This window comes from Sulfitobacter sp. G5_S2_6_S6 (assembly GCF_054968505.1).
The window spans coordinates 63765-83731 of record NZ_JBQKUI010000003.1 but is presented as its reverse complement, the minus strand read 5'-3'; the positions used below and the strand labels follow the sequence as shown (position 1 = coordinate 83731).

The window sequence follows — 19967 nt, the reverse complement described above, 5'->3', positions numbered from 1 at the left end:
GCGGGGATCTTCACCAAGGGTCAGTCTTGCACCATCGATACGACGCGCCCAACTGTGCTTTGCGCCAAGGGCATATGAGCCTGTTGTGCCTCCCGAGGCCACCGGATGAACAGCATGGCCTCGCCTGCGATCTTATTGACGCTCAGCGTCGCTTCCAGATCTTTAAGGGAGCAGCGCAAAACCTTCTGATCCTTGCGCTGCGCTTTCGCGGCGATTTGCAGGTCGAACTGAACCCCCGGATGCGCTGTCTTTAGGTGATCTACAATCTGTGGCGCAGCCCCCACGGCCATGTAAAGCGCCACGCATGTGCCGGGTCTGATATCCTTGATCGGTTCGGGCACCGCATATCCATCTTGGCGATGGCCGGTCGTCAGCACCACGGTGTCGATCTTGCCCCGATCCGACAAGCTTTCACCGATGCTCGCGGCCGCGGCGCAGGCCGCGGTGACGCCGGGAATGATCTCGAATGCGATACCGCTGGCTTTCAGCGCATCGACTTCTTCTGTGCTGCGCCCGAACACCCCCGGATCACCGCATTTCAGCCGCACGACGCGCTGGCCGCGTTTGGCAGCCATCACCAGGGTCTGCGTGATTTTCTCTTGCGGCCAACTGTGACAGCCCGGAGCCTTGCCAACGTAAATGCGCTCGGCGTCACGACGGGCCAATTCAAGGATTTCAGGGTCAAGCAACCGGTCATAATAGATCACATCTGCTTCTTGCAGACGCTGCACGCCGCGCAGGGTGATCAGATCCTTCGCCCCCGGTCCTGCGCCGACAAGGCTGACACTGCCGCCCGCAGCGGTGCCGAAATCACCCGTTTCAATGGCCGACTTGATACGCTTGGCCGCCGCGCGTTCGGCACCGGCGGCAAACATCCAGCGCGGGCTGTCGTTGAAAACCCAACGCCACAGATCGCGACGCGCGCGCGGATCAAGGCGCGCAGACGCTTTCCCCCGCAACCGGCCCGCAAGAGCAGCAAGATCCCCCAGCCGCGGCTCGAGCATTTCCTCTACTTTCGTCTTGATCTGGCGGGCCAGCACCGGGGCTGTCCCCTCGGTGCCGATGGCCACGACCACCGGATCACGGTCCACGATCGAAGGCGTGATCGCATCGCAAAGCTGTGGCTGGTCGACGACGTTCACAACCGCCCCGGCCTCTTTGGCCAAAACATGCAGCGCCATGTCCGCACCAGGGCAGCCAGTGGCGATAAAGGCCAGCGCGGTGTCTGAAAAGCTGTTCGGGGTGATTGGACCGTCGTGAAGTGTGACACGGCCCGATGCAGCAAGGTCCGACAGTTCGGCATCGAATGTAGCGGCCCAAATCTCGACCGTCGCTTCGGTTTTCAGGATCAGTCGCGCCTTCTGGGCGGCCTGTTCGCCTCCGCCCATGATCACGACGCGGCGGCCCGCCATTTGCAGGAACATTGGAAATGTCTTCATGCGGATTGCTCCTTTGACTGGTGTCGCTGGTCCCAAAGGCTGCGCGCCATTTGGTCGGCTTGAGAGAGCGTCGGAGACGCCTTCAGCGTCCACAGCGCAAGTGCCGCAGTGCCGGTCACCGTGGCGATTGCGAAAGGATCGTCCACGCGCCCCTGCCACAGGCCGTGTAGGTCGATGATATCGCCTGTTTCATGCAAACGCCGGGTGTCATCCAGGATTGGCGCGGCGGTCTGCTGGATATGCGCCCCGTCGCGCAGGCCGAACAGGGTGATGTCCTTGGAGGGATGACGCTCGAATTCGCCGCCGCCCCCTTTGATGATGCTCAGATCATGCTGGCCCAATAGCTGCGCGGCTTGGGCCTGCAGGCTGCGGTAGGACGGGTGAAACACGCCTTGCACCGTCGCCGGGGCCTCGGACGGGTTCCACATCCGCAATACCGTATTGAAGCACGATCTGAGGCCGAGTGTATCGCGCAGGTTCAAGATGCTGAATGCCGCAGGGCTTAGGGTTTCTAGCGGGGTATAGGCCACCTGCGGCCCGGCAAGATCAATCACCTCGCGCACCGATGCATTGGCCGATTGATGCGAATTCCACCCGTGCATCGAAATGCTGTAACCGGCCTGCCCCACCAGCCGCGCAGCAAGGAGGAACAGCGGCACCCCCCGGCTGCGGCCTGCGGCGTAGGACGGCCAGTCCAGATCCGCTTTGGGCAGTTTGCCCACCACATGCGCGCGCAATGCTGCGGTGAAACCGGCAATCTCTTCGGGGGTTTCGCCGCGCAGACGCATGACCATCAACAGCGCGCCGACCGCTTCGGGGGCAGCATCACCGCGTAAGATCAGCGCCATGGCGTCCTGAGCTTCGGCCAAGGTCATAGCGCGGGCACGCCCCTTGCCGCGTGCGACGATCCGGACATAGGGGGCCAGGCTCATTCTGCGGCCATCCGTTGCAAGGTCTGATCCAGCAGGGCGGCGAGTTCGGGTTTGCACGACCCACAGTTTGTCCCCGCGCAGGTGGCGTCGCCCAAGGCCGCGACGGTAGAGGCCCCGCCGGCGATAGCGGCCAGCAAGGTGTTGCGCCCCACATCAAAACAGGCACAGACCGTAGCACCCGGGTCCGGCCGGTCAGAGGCATTGCGCCCGGCGAGCGCCGCCAACGCCGATGTGTCCGTCCCGATCAGCGCGATAATCGCACTGCGCGAGACAACCACCGGATTGGGGGATACGAAAAGCAGCCCGGTGATCCGCCCACCTTGGGTTATCGCAATCCGGACGCCGCCGGTTGCCGCGTCGGACTGGAGCGAGAGATCACCCTCCGCCTGCCCCGTCAGAAGGCGGGCCTCTGCCTCCCAATCCTCGGGGTTTTTGCTGCCCGCCAGCTCTGCCTGCCAGCCGGTATTGGTGCGGGCCACGGCGGCATAGGTGGTGCGCGGGGCGGGTTCCGCGATGCTTGCCAGAAAGCCGTACCATTTCGCCTTGAAAACCTCGGCAGTGACAGCGCTGGCCTTCAAGGCGGGTTGACCTGAAATCGGATCGGTCAGCGGCGTCATGATGCTATTGACCGTGCCCGCGGTGCTGCGCTGACGTGTCCAGTGCATTGGCGCGAACAGCGCGCCTTGGGCGACGCGCGGGGTGATCAGCGCCCGCATCAAAACGCGACCACGGCTATTTTGCAGCGCGATCAACGCACCGGGGAGTGCGCCCAATGCGGCGGCATCAACTGGGTTAATTTCTACATACGGTTCGGCCAGATGTGCCCCAAGCCGCGCCGATTTGCCCGTGCGCGTCATCGTGTGCCACTGGTCGCGGTTCCGTCCGGTATTGAGCGTAAAGCGTGAATTCAGCGACACAGGGGATGTCACGGCAACCATCTGCGCCTTGCCGTCAGGATGATAATATTGCCCGTCCGCAAAGAAACGCGCCCCGTTTCGCGGCCATTGGGTCGGCACCATTTTCGCGTAATCCGCATCGGCAAAAATGCTCAGATCAAGATCGCGCGGGAAGGCCGAAGCAGCCTGATCAAGCGCAACATATTCGGCAAAGACATCCGCGGATGAGCCATAGGAAAAGGCACCCGAAAACCCCATACGCGTGGCCACGTCGCTGATGATCTTCCAGTCGGGCCGCGCATCACCGGGGGCGGGCAGAAAGGCGCGTTGGCGCGAAATGCGCCGTTCGGAATTGGTCACGGTCCCGTCTTTTTCACCCCAACCGGTGGCGGGCAGCAGGACGTCTGCCAACGCGTTGGTATCCGTCTTCTCCATGATGTCAGACGTAACAACAAAGGGCACATTTGCAATTGCCGCCGCCACGCCATCGGCATCAGGCAACGACACCGCGGGGTTGGTCGAGATAACCCACAGTGCCTTGATCTGGCCGTTGGCACAGGCCTCGAACAGATCGACAGCCTTCAGTCCCGGTTTGGTGCAGATCGTCGGGCTTTGCCAGAAATTCTGCACCACGCTGCGGTGCGCTTCATCCCCGATCTCTAGGTGGTTTGCCAGCATATTGGCCAGACCGCCCACTTCGCGTCCCCCCATGGCATTGGGCTGGCCGGTCAATGAGAACGGGCCCATTCCCGGATTGCCGATGCGCCCTGTGGCAAGATGGCAATTCAGGATCGCGTTCACCTTATCCGTGCCGCAGACCGATTGGTTGACGCCTTGGGAGTACGCGGTGACGACTTTGGGCGTGTTTGCCCAAAGCGCATAGAAATCGGCCAATTCCCGAGCGTTCAACCCGCTGTCCGCCGGATCACTGGCCTGTGCCGCCGCCAGCGCCGCGTCCAGCCCGTTCACATGGTTTTCGGTATAGGCCGTGTCGAGTTTTCCGGTCTCTGCCAGATACGCCAGCAACCCATTGAACAAGGCAACATCCCCGTCCGGGGCTATCCTCAGATGCACATCCGCCAGATCGGTGGTCGCCGTCCGGCGCGGATCGACATTGACGATCCGCATATGGGGGCGCGCCTGCTTTGCGGCGGCAATACGCTGGTGCAGGACCGGATGGCACCACGCCAGATTGGACCCGACAAGCACAACCAGATCGGCTTGCTCCAGATCTTCATAGGTGCCGGGAACGGTATCGGTGCCGAAGGCACGCTTGTGACCCGCGACAGAGGAGGCCATGCACAAACGTGAATTCGTGTCGATATTGGCCGCCCCGATGAACCCCTTCATCAGCTTGTTGGCGACATAATAGTCTTCGATCAGCATCTGGCCCGAGGCGTAGAAGGCAACGCTTTCCGGCCCATGCTGCGCGATGGCATCGCTGAACCTCTGCGCCACCATATCCAGCGCCGCATCCCAGTTTGCCCGTACCCCGTTGATCTGCGGATGCAAAAGCCGCCCGTCCAGATCGATGGTTTGCCCCAAGGCAGCGCCTTTGGAGCAGAGCCGCCCGAAGTTGGCCGGATGATCCGGATCCCCCTTGATTGTACCATCGGCGGCCGCCAGCACACCGCAACCTACACCGCAATAAGGGCAAGTGGTGCGCGTGAGGGTCATGCGGCGCTCCGCGCGTGCAGGAACGTCCGGTCCAGCAGGATGCGCCCGCTTTCCACCCGCGCCGGATAGGTCGCGACGCGGCCCGCGTCCGCGCCCTGCGCCTCTCCGGTCTCGAGAGAGAATACCCAGTTGTGCAGCGGGCAGGTTACGGATTTGCCATGCACGATGCCTTCGGCCAGCGGCCCCGCCTTGTGCGGACAGGCATTATCAAGCGCAAAGACCTCATCCTCGGCCGTGCGGAACACCGCGACACAGCCAATCGTGGTCTTGATCATACGCGCACCGCGCTGTGGCACATCATCAAGTGCTGCGATATCGATCCAGCTGGTCATTCCGCAGCCTCCAGTGACAGGGTTGCAAGGGGTTTGTAGCGCTCGGCCTGCTGGGTCACGTGTTCGGCCCACGGGTCTTTGCGGTAAATCGTCTGGCTCAGCTCGAAGCGATCAACCAAAGCGTCGCCTTCGGCAGCAACCCGTTCCTTGATCCAGTCCAGACCGACCTTGGCCATCCATTTGTAAATGCGATCAAGGTATTTGGCATTCTCGCGGTAAAGCTGCGTCACCGCCTTTATTACAAGGATCGCCTCTTGCTCGGTCGGCACCTGGATCAGCAATTCGGTTTCCCTGACGTCCATACCGGCCGCCCCGCCGATGCTGATCTGGTATCCGCTGTCGACACAGATGACCCCGATGTCCTTGCAGGTCGCTTCTGCGCAATTGCGCGGGCAGCCCGACACCCCGAGTTTCAGCTTATGCGGCGTCCAGGCCCCCCAGAGCTCTTTCTCAAGCTGGATGCCCAGTCCGGTGCTGTCCTGGGTGCCAAAGCGGCAATGATCCGTACCGACACAGGTTTTGACCGTGCGCAGCCCTTTGGAATAGGCATGTCCCGACACCATGCCGGCCGCATTCAGATCGGCCCAGATGTCGGGGAGATCCTCGCTTTTTACGCCCAATAGGTCGATCCGCTGCCCGCCGGTGACCTTGACCGTCGGCACCCTGTATTTATCCGCCGCATCGGCAATGGCACGCAGTTCGTCGGGCGTGGTGATCCCACCCCACATGCGGGGCACGACGCTGTAGGTGCCGTCCTTCTGGATGTTGGCGTGTTTGCGTTCGTTGATGAAACGCGATTGCGGATCGTCGCGGTATTCCAGCGGCCAATCGGCAAGCAGATAGAAGTTCAACGCGGGGCGGCAGACATGGCAACCGTCGGGCGTCTTCCACCCGCACTCCTGCCAGACCGCCGGCATCGAGGTCAGTCGCTGCGACTTGATCATCCGCCGCACGTCTTCGTGGGTCATGTCGGTGCAGCCGCAGATCGACGCCGCGGCAGGCAGGACGAAATCATCCCCCAGCGTGACCGCCAATACCTGTTCGACCAGCCCGGTGCACGTCCCGCAGGATGCGCTGGCCTTGGTCGTCGCTTTGATCGCGCCCAGATCAGAGGCGCCCGCCGCGATGGCGTCTTCGATTTGTCCTTTGCAGATACCGTTGCAGCCACAGATCTCCGCGTCACGCGGTAAGGCTGCAACAGCTGCTAAAGGGTCCAGGGGGGTCCCCCCTTGGTAGGCCGGGCCAAAAATCAGCGTATCGCGCATGTCCGCGATGTCGGTCTTGTCGCGTATCAGGCCAAAGAACCAGTTGCTGTCGGCGGTGTCGCCATACATCACCGCCCCGATAACCACGTTGTTCTTGATCACCAGACGGCGATAGACACCCCGCGCCGGATCGCGAAAGACGATATCCTCGCGCCCCTCACCATCGGCAAAATCGCCCGCACTGAACAGATCGCAGCCCGTCACCTTGAGCTTGGTCGACAGCTCTTTCGGGACAAAGGTCGATGACTGCCCCAGCAGGGTCTGCGCCGCCACCCTTGCCTGATCGTACAGCGGTGCCACCAGACCGAACAGCGCGCCATTATGTTCCACACATTCCCCGACAGCCAGCACATCGGCGTCGGAGGTCACCATCTGGTCATCTACATGGATGCCCTTTCCAACGGCCAAGCCTGCGCCCTGCCCGAGTGCCACGTTGGGGCGGATGCCCACGGCCATGACCAGCAAATCGCAGGGCAGTTCCGTCCCGTCATCCAGCAGCAAGGCACGGACCTTTCCGTTCTCGCCCAAGATCTGCTTGGAGTTTGCGGCGCATTTGACGGTGATGCCCTTATCCGTCAGGGCGCGGCGCAGCAGATATCCTGCGGCCTCGTCCAATTGCCGCTCCATCAAATGCCCCATGATGTGCACAACGGTCACGTCGACGCCACGGGCCGCCATGCCTGCCGCCGCCTCCAACCCCAGCAGCCCGCCGCCGATCACGACGCATCGACTGCCTTCGCCCAACCCCATCATCCGTTCGGTGTCTTCCAGATCGCGGTAGGCGATGACGCCTTCCAGATCGTGACCCGGCAAAGGGATCATAAAGGGGTTCGATCCGGTGCCCAGAACCAGCTTGTCATAGGACACCGTGCCGTTCTCGCCCGTTACCGTCTTTGCTGCACGGTCTATTTCCAGCACCTTTTCGCCAAAACGACAGGTGATGTCATTTTCGGCGTACCATCCAGCATCATGGGTCACGATGTCGGCATAGGTCTTCTCTCCCGATAGGACCGGGGACAGCATGATGCGGTTGTAGTTGCCCCGTGCCTCTGCGTTGAAAAGGGTGATGTCATAGGCATCGCGGTCCTGTTCCAGAAGATGCTCCAGCACCCGACCGGAGGCCATACCGGCACCGATTACGACAAGTTTCTGTTTCATGGTCTCACTCCGCCGCGATTGCTTTGGGTTTCGGTGTCCCGCCGGAGGCAGGTGATTTCGGCGCATTGCCGTGTTCGTATTCCTCAAGGAAATCGAGCACTTCTTGCCGGTAGCTGTAATATTCGGGGTGTTCGAGCAGCGCCTTGCGGGTGCGTGGACGCGGCAGGTTTACGTCGGTGATCTTGCCGATGGTGGCTTGGGGGCCGTTGGTCATCATCACCACGCGGTCGGCCAGCAGGATCGCCTCGTCCACATCATGGGTCACGCAGATCGCCGTCACCTTGGTGCGCGACCAGACTTCCATCAGCACTTCCTGCAATTCCCAGCGGGTCAGACTGTCGAGCATGCCGAAAGGTTCATCCAGCAGCAGCAGTTTGGGCGATAGGGCAAAGGCACGGGCAATGCCGACGCGCTGTTTCATCCCGTTCGACAGGCTGGCGGCATTCTTGTCCATACTGTCTGCCAGCCCGACGCGTTCAAGGTAATATTCCACCACATCCTGACGTTCCGCCTGCGACGCGCGGGGATAGACCTTGTCGACACCAATCGCGACGTTCTCCTTGGCCGAGAGCCACGGGAACAGATTGGGCGACTGGAACACGACGGCGCGTTCGGGGTCTGCACCTTGGACGTTCCACCCGTCCAGACGGATCGCCCCTTTCGAGATCGGGTTCAGCCCCGCAGCCATCGTCAGCACAGTGGATTTACCGCAGCCCGAATGCCCGATCAGCGAGATAAATTCGCCCCTGTTGATCTTGAGATCAAAGTTCTCGACCACGGTCAGCGGCCCTTTCGGCGTCGGATACACCTTGTCGAGCTGCGAGAAATTCAGGAATTTTTCCTGGATCGCACCTTCCTGCGCCTTGGAGACTGCCGCGGGCACTGAATGGATCGGCGTGACATTGGGCAGCATACGCGTCTCTTCGACTTTCGCGGCGATACCGATGTCCATCAGATAGGTCGTGACCTGCCCGCGCAGCGCCTTGAATGCCGCGTCATTGTTCATCGCAATCCGGTCGCGGGGGCGGGGAATGTCGACTTTGAATGCCTCCCCAAGCGTGCCGTCCGGATTAAGGGCGATGATCCGATCCGCCAGAATGATCGCTTCATCCACATCATTGGTGATCAGGACGCAGGTTTTCTTGTCTTCGTCCCAGATCGCCTCGATCTCATCCGCGAGATTGGCGCGGGTCAGGGCGTCGAGCGCCGACAGCGGCTCATCCAGCAGCAGCATTTCGGGGTCCATCGCCAGGGCGCGTGCCACATTGACCCGCTGGCGCATCCCACCGGACAATTCAGCAGGGCGGCGCGTGGCCGCATGGGACAGGCCCACCATGTTGACATAGTGATCGACCTTGGCCGCCCGTTCGAGTTTGGAGAGATCAGGGAACATCGTATCGACAGCAAGCCTGACGTTGCCCTGCACCGTCAGCCACGGCATCAAAGAATAGTTCTGAAAGATCACACCGCGTTCGCGGCCCGGTTCGGTGATGGGCTTCCCCTTGTAGGTCACGCTGCCCGAGGTCGGCTGCTCCAGCCCCGCCATCAGATTGATCAACGTCGTCTTGCCGGTGCCCGAGAACCCGAGGATGACGACGAATTCACCTTCGGCAACCTCAAGGGTGATGTCCTTGAGAACGGGTTGGGTGCCATAGGTTTTGGTGACATTGGTGAAGTTCAAGATACCCATATCGATCACCGGTTATTCGAGAAGGTGAACATGGACTGGAGCGCATACATCACACGGTCAAGAAGGAAGCCGATGATGCCGATGGTCAGCACCGCGACCATGATCCGCGCCAGACTTTGCGAGCTGCCGTTCTGGAACTCATCCCAGACGAATTTTCCAAGCCCGGGGTTCTGCGCCAGCATTTCTGCCGCGATCAAAACCATCCAGCCCACACCAAGCGACAGCCGCAGCCCGGTAAAGATCAATGGCAGCGCCGAGGGCAGCACCAGTTTGGTGATCTTGGTATAGGTATTCATTTTCAGCACGCGACTGACGCTGACAAGATCCTTGTCGATGCTGGCGACGCCAAGGGATGTGTTGATCAGCGTGGGCCAGAGCGAGCAGAGCGTCACGGTGATCGCCGAGATGAGGAACGACTTGGAGAACATACCGTCATTGGTGCTATATACGGCTGATACGATCATGGTCACGATGGGCAGCCATGCCAGTGGCGAGACCGGTTTGAAGATCTGTATCAGCGGATTCAGCGCCGCATTCGCCGTTACAGACAGGCCCGCAGCGATGCCCAACGGGATGGCAACGATCGACGCAATGAGAAAACCGAAAAGCACCGTTTTGATCGAGGTCCAGATCTGGTCGTAGTAGGTTGGCTTGCCTGTATAGGCGCGATCACGCACACGGTCTGCGTTGCCACTTGCGATATGCTTGGCGTTGCGCGCCTCTTGCCGCTCGTAGAAGGCGGCTTCGCGTTCGCCCTCGCGGATGGCGTCCTGATGCAACTCGCCCACCTGCTCCCAGACTTGGGCAGGGCCGGGCACAGCCCCGAGAGAGGTTTGAACCTTGGGGGCCAGGCTTGCCCAGAGGGTCAGGAAGATCGCAATCGCCAAGAGCGGCACGCCCAGAAGCCGCCAGATCTCGCCCGCCTGCGCGCGCGGATTATCCCCCGCGGCGGCCTTAAGAATCGGTGTCACCCAAGACAGGCCAAAGACGCTGAACCATGCGTCGGCCTTATTGATCCGGGCAAAGCGCCGCGCGCGGCGGGCTTCGATATCGAGTGTGTTTGTGTCAATCGCGGTCATATCGGCTGTCCAATTGCTGCTTTTGATGAAAGTGGCTCCCTCCCCCTTCCGCTTTGCGGTGTGGCAAAGCGCGCGGGGGCGGGGTTTAGCCTTCGACCTTGCTGTCGACGACCGTTTGGCCGGACTTCAGACCGATGGGCAGGCTGTCGATATAGGCGTTCGGCGCGCGCCCGTCGTAGCTGATCCCGTCGATGATATCGGCAGCCGGTGTCGGTGCTTTGAAGCCGTCGCTATCCCAAGGAAACGCCGCTTCGTCGGCCATACCCTCGTCCACCAGCAGCCTTGCGGCCTGCAGGTAGATGTCCGGGCGATACACGTCTGCAGCCGTCTCGAAATACCATTCATCCGGCTTTGTCTCGTCGATCTGGCCCCAGCGACGCATCTGGGTCAGGTACCAGATCGCGTCTGAATAGAACGGATAGGTCGCATTGTAGCGGAAGAAGACGTTGAAGTCGGGGGCGGGGCGCACATCCCCTTTCTCGAACTCGAAAAAGCCGGTCATGGAGTTGGCGATCACATCCGCATCCGCGCCCACATATTCAGAGCGCGACAACATCTCCACCGCTTCCTCGCGGTTGGCGTTGTCGTTGGCATCAAGCCACATTGCCGCGCGGATCAGTGCCTTGGTCAAGGCCAGCGTGGTGTTGGGGTTTTCCTCGGCAAATTCGGCGGTAATGCCAAAGACCTTCTCGGGGTTGTTTTTCCACATGTCGTAGTCGGTGATCACCGGCACGCCGATCCCTTTGAAAACCGCCTGCTGGTTCCAAGGCTCACCCACGGCGTAGCCCGATATCGTTCCCGCTTCCATTGTCGCAGGCATCTGCGGTGGCGGCGTCACGGACAGCAGCACATCCGCATCAATCTGGCCGGAAATATCTTGCGCGCTATAGTAGCCGGGCTTCAGTCCGCCCGCCGCAAGCCAGTACCGGATCTCGTAGTTGTGGGTCGAAACGGGAAAGACCATGCCCATATTGAACGGCTCGCCGCGGTCCTTATAGCCCTCGACCACCGGAGCCAAAGCACTGGCGCTGATGGGATGCTGCGGCCGACCATCGTCCATCGTGGGCACGTTCGGCTTCATCTCGTCCCAGATGTCATTGGAAACGGTGATCGCATTGCCGTTCAGGTCCATCGAGAAGGGCGTGATGATATGCGCTTTGGTGCCATAGCCGATCGTTGCCGCCAGCGGTTGGCCCGCCAGCATATGCGCGCCGTCCAGCTGGCCGTCGATCACGCCGTCCAGCAGCACTTTCCAGTTGGCCTGCGCCTCAAGCCTGACAAAAAGCCCCTCGTCCTCAAAATATCCCAGCTCGTAGGCCACAGCCAAAGGTGCCATATCGGTCAGCTTGATAAAGCCAAAGGTCAGCTCCTCTTTCTCGAGCGCCAGCATTTCGGCCGACGCCGCCGTCGCCAGCAGACTTGTCGAGGCGAGCAGGAGTGCGAATGTATTTTTCATGGGTCATGTCCTTTCATGGCCCCGAAGGGCAGAAACGAAAAAAGCCGCACGTATGGTTCACGGGGAAGAAATCCGTGTTCCGTACGAGCGGCATTGCTCTGAGTGATGTGCGACCAGCATTGGTCAGCGGTATAGGTCGGACAACGTTGTCCCTTGGCATCAAAGGTGGCTCATAGACGCGGCTTCACGCAACGAATTTTCTGCATTGCGGCAGCTTTTCAGAGGCCCATGCAGAAGCCGCTTAAGAATTCATCGCACAGCTGCGGTGAAATCAAACGTTCTGCCGTCAAAAAAGGCGTCGGGCGAAAGAATCATCTCTCCCCGCGCAGATGCTACAGATGTTGGCAACGTCATCGCCCCTTCGGTTTTCCCGGAGGATTGGGGCATATCAGCGCCGATATCAGACAGATTCTGGCGGAAAAGATCGGCGCGAAAACAGGTTTTGGCTTTCTCGATTCCCGCGGCGTCGGCGCCTAAGTGATGCGCGATCCACGCCGCCTGGCTGCGCCACGGGAAAGAGGCGGCATGGCTGTGGAACTGCAAGAAACGATCCACCGTGATCGGAGAGGCCCCCGTTCGGGGGACGATATGCCCGGTCAGCGCCGGATCGATCAAATCGGGCGACATGCTCAGGTGTTCACTGCGGCCCAAAATCTCGACCGCAAGCGGCTTGTTTCCCGGCGCATCAAGCCAGGCCGACGCTTGGTATACCGCCCGCATCAGGCGACGCACGCTGTCCTCGTTCTGCGAGGCCCACTCATGTCGCGCGGCAAGCACCTTCTCCGGCGCGAACTGCCAGACATCGCGGCCCGCCATCATCAGCTTGGCCACATTATTCTGCACGGCCACACCGCCCCAGGGCTCGCCCACCCAAAAGGCGTCGACAAACCCGTCCGAGACTGCATCCGCCATACGCATCGGCGGCACGGTGACTTCCTCGATCTGCAGGTCGGGCGCTTGCGCGGCCCAATAGGACAGCAGCAGCCGGTGCATGGAATAGTGGAAGGGGATACCCACACGCAGCGGTTTGGCACCGCGCGCGCTGAGCCCCGACAGCAATGCAGTCGTGTCCCCAAAGCGCACCTCCTCCAATGCGGAAGCAACAGCGTTAGAGACGCCGAACACCGTGCCGTTCACGGATAAGACCATCAGCGCATCTACCCGCGCGGGCAGTCCGCCCATCCCGATGGACATGGCCACGGGCATTGGCGACAGCATATGCGCCGCATCCAGATGACCCAGTGCCAGCATATCGCGCAGCGCAGACCACGAAGGCTGACGCAAAAGATTAAGCGCGAGACCCTGCTCGGCAGCAAATCCCAGCTCTTTCGCGATGACCAGCGGGGCGCAATCAACCAACGGGACATAGCCACAGTTCAGAACAACCTCGCTCATGACAACAGATCCGCTGCCGTCACCAATGCTTGCGCCACATCGATGACCTTGCGATTCTGGCGCATCGCGGTGGTGCGCAGCAGCTTATAGGCTTCATCCTCGGACATGCCGCGTTGGCGCATCAAGATCCCCTTTGCGCGGTCGATCGTCTTGCGATCCTCCAGCGCTTGCTTGGCAGCATTCAGTTCGAAGTGGAATTGACGCATCATTTTGAAGCGCGCGATGGCCGTTTGCAGCACGGGTTTTATCCGGTCCATCTGAAGACCATCCACCACATAGGCGCTGACCCCGGCATTCAGCGCCGCCTGCGTCAGGTTCTCATCCGTTTGGTCCACAAACAGCGCGACCGCCCGCTTGGTCGTCTCGGTCGCGTGAGAGATATGTTCAAGCGTATCGCGGTCCGGATTTGTCAGGTCGATAAGAACGATGTCCGGTGAAAATTCCCTCACCGTCTGGTTCAGTTCCGACATCTGCAGCAAAGCCTTGACGTCAGACCAACCCGCTTCGCGCAGTGCATCCACGATGTCACGCACGCGTTCGGGGTTTGGCTCTACAACCAGGATACGCAGATCTGCATTCATGCATTTTGATCCGCGATCATCGGTGCAACTTCAATCCGGCATCCCTCGTGCGCCAGCGGCTTACGACACGCTTAGCCCAAACAGCGAGCAGAAAAGACGCATGTGCCAATCTGTTGTGCAGAATAAAACAGCCGCACGACCACAGCGGTGCCAGCCATGCAGGTTTACACCAGAGCTACGGGCAGCCCCCGCAAAAACACCCGAGGGCCGGAACGTGATACAGCCACGACATTCGGCTGGGGGGCCGTCAATGATCCGGTGGCAGCAGCGACAGACCTAATCGCTTGGCCGCATCCAGCGCGGCCTCATGATGCAGGGGCCATGCTTGCGTCAGCCCTTCGATGATCAACAACAGCGCGGTATCGGCCCCCTTCAACGCGGTCGCCGCTGCGGCCCTTTCCGCGACCTCTGCCTTGTGACGTTCCAGTAATTCGCGCAGCGGCTGACTGCCCGGTTCAGCGGCCACTGCAGCATGAAAGAGGCAGCCATGCGCGCTCTCGGTCACCATCCAGTTTCCAACGCGAGTCAGTATCGTATCAAGCGCCTCGCTCGGCGCCTCTGGCAGGTCATCAAACACGCGGGCGAGATAGCGTTGATGCCGGTTCTCCAACGCAGCAAGCACCATTTCCGCCCGCGACGGCGTGTATTTGTAAAGCGTGCGAAGGCTCACGCCCGCAGCATCCCGCAGATCCTCGACGCTGGGCTCGGCAAAGCCCCGATTGGCGAAGGCGCGTTCAAGCCCTGCGGATATCTTGCTCATCATATCGGTCATGCTTGACGATGTAGAGCGATCCCTCTACCTACGCAAGTAGAGCAATCATTCTACATCGGAGATTTCCCTATGACACTTCCTGAAACGATGAAAGCTGTACGCCTCACCGGCCATGGCGGGCTGGACAAGCTTGAGTGGTGTGACGACGTTCCGGTTCCGCAACCCGACGCTGGCGAGGTCTTGATCCGTGTGGGCGCATCGGCGGTGAATAACACCGACGTCAACACCCGAACCGGCTGGTATTCGAAAGCGGTGCGGGGCGACACAGGGTCGGCCGCAACCGAGGGCTACGCGGGGGCGTCTGATGCCGACGGCGGATGGTCCGGTGCGCTCAGCTTTCCGCGCATCCAGGGCGCGGATTGCTGCGGAGAGATCGTTGCGGTCGGGGGCGGTGTGGACGCTGCGCGGATCGGTCAGCGCGTGCTGGTGCGGCCGATGTATCATCCTGCTGGTGCCGGACCAGATGCGCTTGTGACCTTCGGCTCCGAGCGCAATGGCGGCTTCGCGGAATACACCACCGTGGGCGAGGAAAACGCACTACGGATCGAAAGCCCGCTTTCGGATGTCGAGCTCGCGTCCTTTCCTTGCGCATTCTCCACCGCCGAAGGCATGATCCAACGCGCCGGATTGGGGGACGAGCGCGTCTTGATCACCGGCGCATCCGGCGGCGTCGGGTCGGCGGCGGTGCAACTGGCCAAGCGGCGCGGTGCCCATGTCACAGCCTCTACCAGCCCGGCGAAAATGGAGGCGCTGAAAACCCTCGGCGCGGATGCGGTGATCGACCGCAATGAGCCTTATCCGGATGACGCCTTCGACGTCGTGCTCGACCTTGTAGGGGGGCCGCGCTGGCCCGAACTGCTTGATGCTTTGGTGCCACGGGGGCGCTACGTCACGTCGGGCGCGATTGCCGGTCCGATCGTCGAACTTGATCTGCGGACCCTCTACCTCAAGGATCTGACCCTCATCGGGAGCACCCGGCAAGCCCCAAGCGTATTCACTGATTTGGTCAGCTACATCGAAGCAGGCGAGATCAAGCCCGTGGTCGCCGAAACCTATCCCTTGGCTGACTTGCACGCGGCGCAGAAGGCATTTCTGGAAAAGTCGCATATGGGCAAAATCGGCGTGACAATCGCAGACTGACAGACACGAGGCACAGGTTACAGCCTGCATAAGGCACGGTCTGCTCACAAGTATCGCTCCGGACCTTCGCCGCTGATGGCGTCGAGGTCCGGTTTCGCGCAGACCGTGAGAACGTCTCGCATTCTGCCATCATTAAATGCGCAATCGCTGCACGCCGTGTCGAATACGTCCTGCTGGCCGATGACGTTAGGCCGCCCCCTTACCTCCACGCGTTCGGCTTTCCCCGCAAATAGGTCACGTTCTCAGGTAGTAATGGCGACCCCGGCAGGATTCGAACCTGCAACCTGCCCCTTAGGAGGGGGCTGCTCTATCCAGTTGAGCCACGGGGCCACGGGTTTGGCTTAGCGCAAAACGGGGTGGTGATCCAGCCACACTGCACGGTGGTATGGCAGCGCTGTGGTGGGGGGCTTGATATGGTGATTGCCTGCGCCCGACCGACGCACTACGCTGTTGATAGAATACCACTTTCAAGCAGGACAAGCGCCTTTGACACAGCCTCCGAAACGCCCGTTGACCCTTCGTGATGTATCCGATGCCTGCGGGGTGTCGGAAATGACGGTCAGCCGGGTTCTGCGAAAACGCGGCGACGTGTCCGAAGCGACGCGCCGGCGGGTGCTGGCTGCGGCGAAAGAGCTGGGGTATGTGCCCAACCAGATTGCCGGATCGCTGGCGTCCCAACGGGTGAACCTTGTTGCGGTGATTATCCCGTCGCTGTCGAACATGGTCTTTCCCGAGGTGCTGAACGGCGTCAATCAGGTGCTTGAAGACACGCCGCTGCAGCCGGTCGTGGGCGTCACCGACTATATGCCCGAAAAAGAAGAACGTGTTCTCTATGAAATGCTGTCGTGGCGGCCCTCGGGCGTGATCATCGCGGGACTGGAACATAGCGATGCGACGCGTGCCATGCTCAAGAACGCGGGCATCCCCGTGGTCGAGATCATGGATGTTGACGGGCGCCCGATCGATGCGATGGTCGGCATCTCGCACCGCCGTGCGGGGCAGGAAATGGCCAAGGCGATCCTCAAGGAAGGCTATGAGCACATCGGTTTCATGGGCACCAAGATGCCGCTTGACCACCGCGCCCGCAAACGGTTCGAAGGGTTTACCGAAGGGCTCGCCAAAGCCGGGATAGAGATCGAGGACCGCGCGTTCTACTCTGGCGGCTCTGCGCTGGCCAAGGGGCGCGAGATGACGCAAGACATGCTTGAGCGGTCGCCCGAGCTGGATTTCCTGTATTATTCAAACGACATGATCGGCGCGGGCGGATTGCTATATCTGATCGATCAGGGCATCAATATTCCGGGCCAGATCGGCCTTGCCGGTTTCAACAACGTCGAACTGCTACAGGGCTTGCCCCGTCAGCTTGCCACGATGGACGCCTGTCGGCTCGAGATCGGACAGGCCGCGGCGCGTATCATTCTGAACGATACACTGGATGAACCGGACCCCGACCTGCAAACGCAGATTACCCTGACACCGACCCTGTCGCTGGGGGACACGCTGCGCCGCAACCGCAAGGTATGACGCTGCCGCTGATCGGCAACCGCGACGCCCGTCGCATCTTTCTGCATCGCCATCTGCTAAGCGATGCGCCCCAAGGGCCCGCCAGCGGGAAAGACCTGTTGCAGCTGATCCAGGGGCTGGGCTTTGTGCAGTTGGACAGCATCAATACCGTGGCGCGGGCGCATGACCTGATCCTGTTCTCGCGCCGCCAACGCTATCGCCCGCAAGCGTTGAAGACACTGTATGAACGCGATGGGGCGCTGTTTGAGCACTGGACCCATGACGCCGCGGTGATCCCGATGGGATACTACCCCCATTGGGAATTGCGCCGCCAGCGAGACGCGCAGATGCTGCGCCAGCGGTACAAGAACTGGCACCAACATGATTTCGAGGGGCGGTTCCAGACCGTGCTGGACCAGATCCGCGCACAGGGGCCGGTGTCGTCGTCTGATGTCGGGCAGGATGAACCGCGCTCGAACGGCGGGTGGTGGGATTGGCATCCCTCCAAAACCGCGCTGGAATATCTGTGGCGCGCCGGTGCGCTTTGCGTTGTAGGGCGGGACGGCTTCCAGAAACGCTATGACCTGACAGAGCGGGTGATTGACGCGGCGCTATGCGACCCGTCGCAGGCACCGGATGAGGCGCAGACCATCGATTGGTGCTGCAACGGCGCGCTGGATCGTCTGGGCTTTGCCACACCGGGGGAGCTGGCGGCATTCTGGGCGCATATCTCTCCGGCAGAGGCGAAGGCATGGGTCCAGCGTGAACAGGCCGTCGGACGTGTCGAGCAGGTGCAGATCGCGGGCGCCGACGGCACAGTCCATCGCAGCTTTGCCCGTCCCGGTCTGGCAAGCGACCCCGCGAGAGACATGGCTCCGACCGCACGGCTGCGCGTGCTCAGCCCCTTTGACCCGGCCTTGCGCGATCGCAAACGCGCCGAACGTCTGTTCGGCTTCCGCTACCGGATAGAGATGTTCGTGCCCGCGCCCAAACGGGTCTATGGCTATTATGTTTTTCCGATCCTGCAGGGCGACAGCATCGTCGCCCGGGTGGATATGAAAGCACACCGTGACCGCGATACGCTGGTGGTACGCGCCCTTTGGCCAGAGCCGGGCAGCCGGTGGGGCAAAGGCAAACAAGCCGCCTTCGAGGCAGAGCTGGCCCGCATCATCCGTCTGGCAGGCGTCAGTCAGATCGCTTTCGAAGACGGCTGGCTTCGTTAACCCACTCCGTTTCGATGAACGAATTGGCGGAACATGCTTGCGCAGGCGACAACGATGACAATTTGTAAACATTTTGTTGACGTATTGCTTTTCCCTGCCAAAGTGAGCGGAAAGGAATCAAGAACCATGTCGAACCGTCTTTGTTTTCACCCCAAGGGTCGCCCATGACGCGCCATGTGGTCGTCGTGGGGGCGGGTATCGTCGGTGTGTCATCGGCGATCTGGCTGCAACGCGCAGGCGCGCAGGTCACGATCATTGACCGCGCGGCACCGGGAACAGGCACGTCACATGGGAACGCGGGCGTGCTAGCGGCCTGCGCCGTGGCACCTGTCACCGCCCCCGGCCTGATCGCCAAAGCCCCCGCGATGCTGCTGAACCCGGATGTGCCGCTTTACCTGCGCCTGCCCTATCTGCCGCGTCTGCTGCCGTGGCTGGCAAAGTATCTGCGGGTCGCGAACGACCGCGACACCCGCCGGATTGCGCAGGGGCTCGCGCCTATTGTCAGCGACAGTGTGGACCAACACAAAAGCCTGACCGCTGATTTGGGCCTGTCCGACTGGGTGAGGGACAGCGATTATGTTTTCGCCTACCGAAACCGCGCCGCGTTTGACGCCGAAGCCTACACCTGGGCGCTGCGGGCGGAGGCGGGGTTCGCGCCAGAGCTGATCGAGGGGCCGCAGATACACGAGTATGAACCGACGCTCGGGCCGGACATCCACCTGCTTGCCACCATGAAGGACCACAGCTTTATCCGCGACCCCGGCGGCTATGTCGGCGCCCTGGCGCGGGCGTTCGAACAGGGCGGCGGCACGATCCTGCAGGCCGAGGTCAAGGATTTCGACCTGCCCGGCGGCGCGATTTCCGGGGTCGAGACGACCCAAGGCCGCGTGGCCTGTGACGATATCGTGCTGGCCACCGGCGTCTGGTCAAAACCGCTGATGGCCAAGCTGGGGCTGAACGTCCCGCTGGAAAGCGAACGCGGCTATCATGTGATATTCGAGGGCGCGACGGGCGGGCCCGCGCGCCCCGTGATGATCGCCAGCGGGAAATTCGTTGCCACCCCCATGGCGCAGGGCCTACGCTGCGCGGGTATTCTGGAATTCGGCGGGCTTGACGCAGCCCCTTCCAAGGCCCCGCTGGCGCTGCTCCGGCGACAGGCCAAGGCGGCCTTTCCACAGCTTGAGGCCACGCGCGAAATCGAATGGCTGGGGCACCGACCTGCCCCCAGCGACAGCCTGCCCCTGATCGGACAGGTTGGCACAAGCCGGGTCTTTACCGCCTTCGGGCATCACCACATCGGGTTGACAGGCGGGCCCAAAACAGGCCGCCTCGTCGCAGGATTGGTTATGGGGCAACCCGTCAACACCGACCTGCAGCCCTATGCACCACAACGGTTTAGCAGGGGCTAACCCCGCAAACCAAAGACATA

General features: G+C 61.3%; 15 protein-coding genes and 1 tRNA gene. 4 read left to right on the top strand and 12 right to left on the bottom strand.

From position 1 onward, the window contains the following. Positions 1-20 precede the first annotated feature (20 nt). The 11 genes from cysG to ACTRWK_RS06585 all read right to left on the bottom strand — a co-directional run bounded on the left by cysG (position 21) and on the right by ACTRWK_RS06585 (position 14660). Complete coding sequence (cysG, locus tag ACTRWK_RS06635) at positions 21-1439, bottom strand: siroheme synthase CysG (protein ID WP_289081520.1); 1419 nt, start codon at positions 1437-1439, stop codon at positions 21-23. Then, positions 1436-2371 carry a glycosyl transferase family protein gene (locus tag ACTRWK_RS06630; protein ID WP_289081519.1) on the bottom strand — a complete coding sequence of 312 codons (936 nt, stop codon included), beginning with the start codon at positions 2369-2371 and terminating at the stop codon, positions 1436-1438. The genes cysG and ACTRWK_RS06630 overlap by 4 nt, the downstream gene beginning before the upstream one ends. Beyond that, entirely contained in the window at positions 2368-4944 is a 2577-nt protein-coding gene (locus tag ACTRWK_RS06625) for a nitrate reductase (RefSeq protein WP_289081518.1), read from the bottom strand. The genes ACTRWK_RS06630 and ACTRWK_RS06625 overlap by 4 nt, the downstream gene beginning before the upstream one ends. Next, positions 4941-5276, bottom strand: a complete 336-nt coding sequence (gene nirD / locus ACTRWK_RS06620; protein ID WP_289081517.1) for a nitrite reductase small subunit NirD — start codon at positions 5274-5276, stop codon at positions 4941-4943. The genes ACTRWK_RS06625 and nirD overlap by 4 nt, the downstream gene beginning before the upstream one ends. Further along, a complete protein-coding gene (gene nirB, locus ACTRWK_RS06615) occupies positions 5273-7699 on the bottom strand; it encodes a nitrite reductase large subunit NirB (protein ID WP_289081516.1) in 2427 nt (808 codons plus the stop codon). The genes nirD and nirB overlap by 4 nt, the downstream gene beginning before the upstream one ends. Positions 7700-7703: 4 nt before the next feature. Continuing rightward, a complete protein-coding gene (locus tag ACTRWK_RS06610; RefSeq protein ID WP_289081515.1) occupies positions 7704-9389 on the bottom strand; it encodes an ABC transporter ATP-binding protein in 1686 nt (561 codons plus the stop codon). Between the two features lie 5 nt (positions 9390-9394). Further along, positions 9395-10468, bottom strand: coding sequence for an ABC transporter permease (locus ACTRWK_RS06605; protein ID WP_289081514.1), 1074 nt, complete (start codon positions 10466-10468; stop codon positions 9395-9397). 85 nt (positions 10469-10553) lie between these two features. Next, positions 10554-11924: a CmpA/NrtA family ABC transporter substrate-binding protein gene (locus ACTRWK_RS06600; protein ID WP_037942965.1), complete on the bottom strand. Its 1371-nt coding sequence runs from the start codon at positions 11922-11924 to the stop codon at positions 10554-10556. Positions 11925-12173: 249 nt separating this feature from the next. Next, on the bottom strand, positions 12174-13319 hold the full coding sequence (locus ACTRWK_RS06595) for an ABC transporter substrate-binding protein (RefSeq protein WP_462843846.1): 1146 nt from the start codon (positions 13317-13319) through the stop codon (positions 12174-12176). After that, positions 13316-13900, bottom strand: coding sequence for an ANTAR domain-containing response regulator (locus ACTRWK_RS06590; protein WP_407474219.1), 585 nt, complete (start codon positions 13898-13900; stop codon positions 13316-13318). Before ACTRWK_RS06590 ends, ACTRWK_RS06595 begins: the two co-directional genes overlap by 4 nt. Before the next feature lie 247 nt (positions 13901-14147). After that, a complete protein-coding gene (locus ACTRWK_RS06585; protein WP_289084193.1) occupies positions 14148-14660 on the bottom strand; it encodes a TetR/AcrR family transcriptional regulator in 513 nt (170 codons plus the stop codon). Positions 14661-14741: 81 nt separating this feature from the next. Between ACTRWK_RS06585 and ACTRWK_RS06580 the strand changes: the two genes are divergently transcribed. Further along, positions 14742-15812: an alcohol dehydrogenase family protein gene (locus ACTRWK_RS06580; RefSeq protein WP_462843845.1), complete on the top strand. Its 1071-nt coding sequence runs from the start codon at positions 14742-14744 to the stop codon at positions 15810-15812. A 253-nt stretch (positions 15813-16065) separates the two neighbouring features. Here ACTRWK_RS06580 and ACTRWK_RS06575 read toward each other — a convergent pair. Further along, positions 16066-16142 (bottom strand) — tRNA-Arg (locus ACTRWK_RS06575). Positions 16143-16298: 156 nt separating this feature from the next. Here ACTRWK_RS06575 and ACTRWK_RS06570 point away from each other — a divergent pair. The 3 genes from ACTRWK_RS06570 to ACTRWK_RS06560 all read left to right on the top strand — a co-directional run bounded on the left by ACTRWK_RS06570 (position 16299) and on the right by ACTRWK_RS06560 (position 19947). Next, complete coding sequence (locus tag ACTRWK_RS06570) at positions 16299-17336, top strand: LacI family DNA-binding transcriptional regulator (protein WP_132997449.1); 1038 nt, start codon at positions 16299-16301, stop codon at positions 17334-17336. Next, positions 17333-18538 (top strand): winged helix-turn-helix domain-containing protein, encoded by a 1206-nt coding sequence (locus ACTRWK_RS06565; protein ID WP_462843844.1) that lies wholly within the window; start codon positions 17333-17335, stop codon positions 18536-18538. Before ACTRWK_RS06570 ends, ACTRWK_RS06565 begins: the two co-directional genes overlap by 4 nt. Positions 18539-18702: 164 nt before the next feature. After that, on the top strand, positions 18703-19947 hold the full coding sequence (locus tag ACTRWK_RS06560) for an NAD(P)/FAD-dependent oxidoreductase (protein WP_037942955.1): 1245 nt from the start codon (positions 18703-18705) through the stop codon (positions 19945-19947). Positions 19948-19967: the final 20 nt, after the last annotated feature.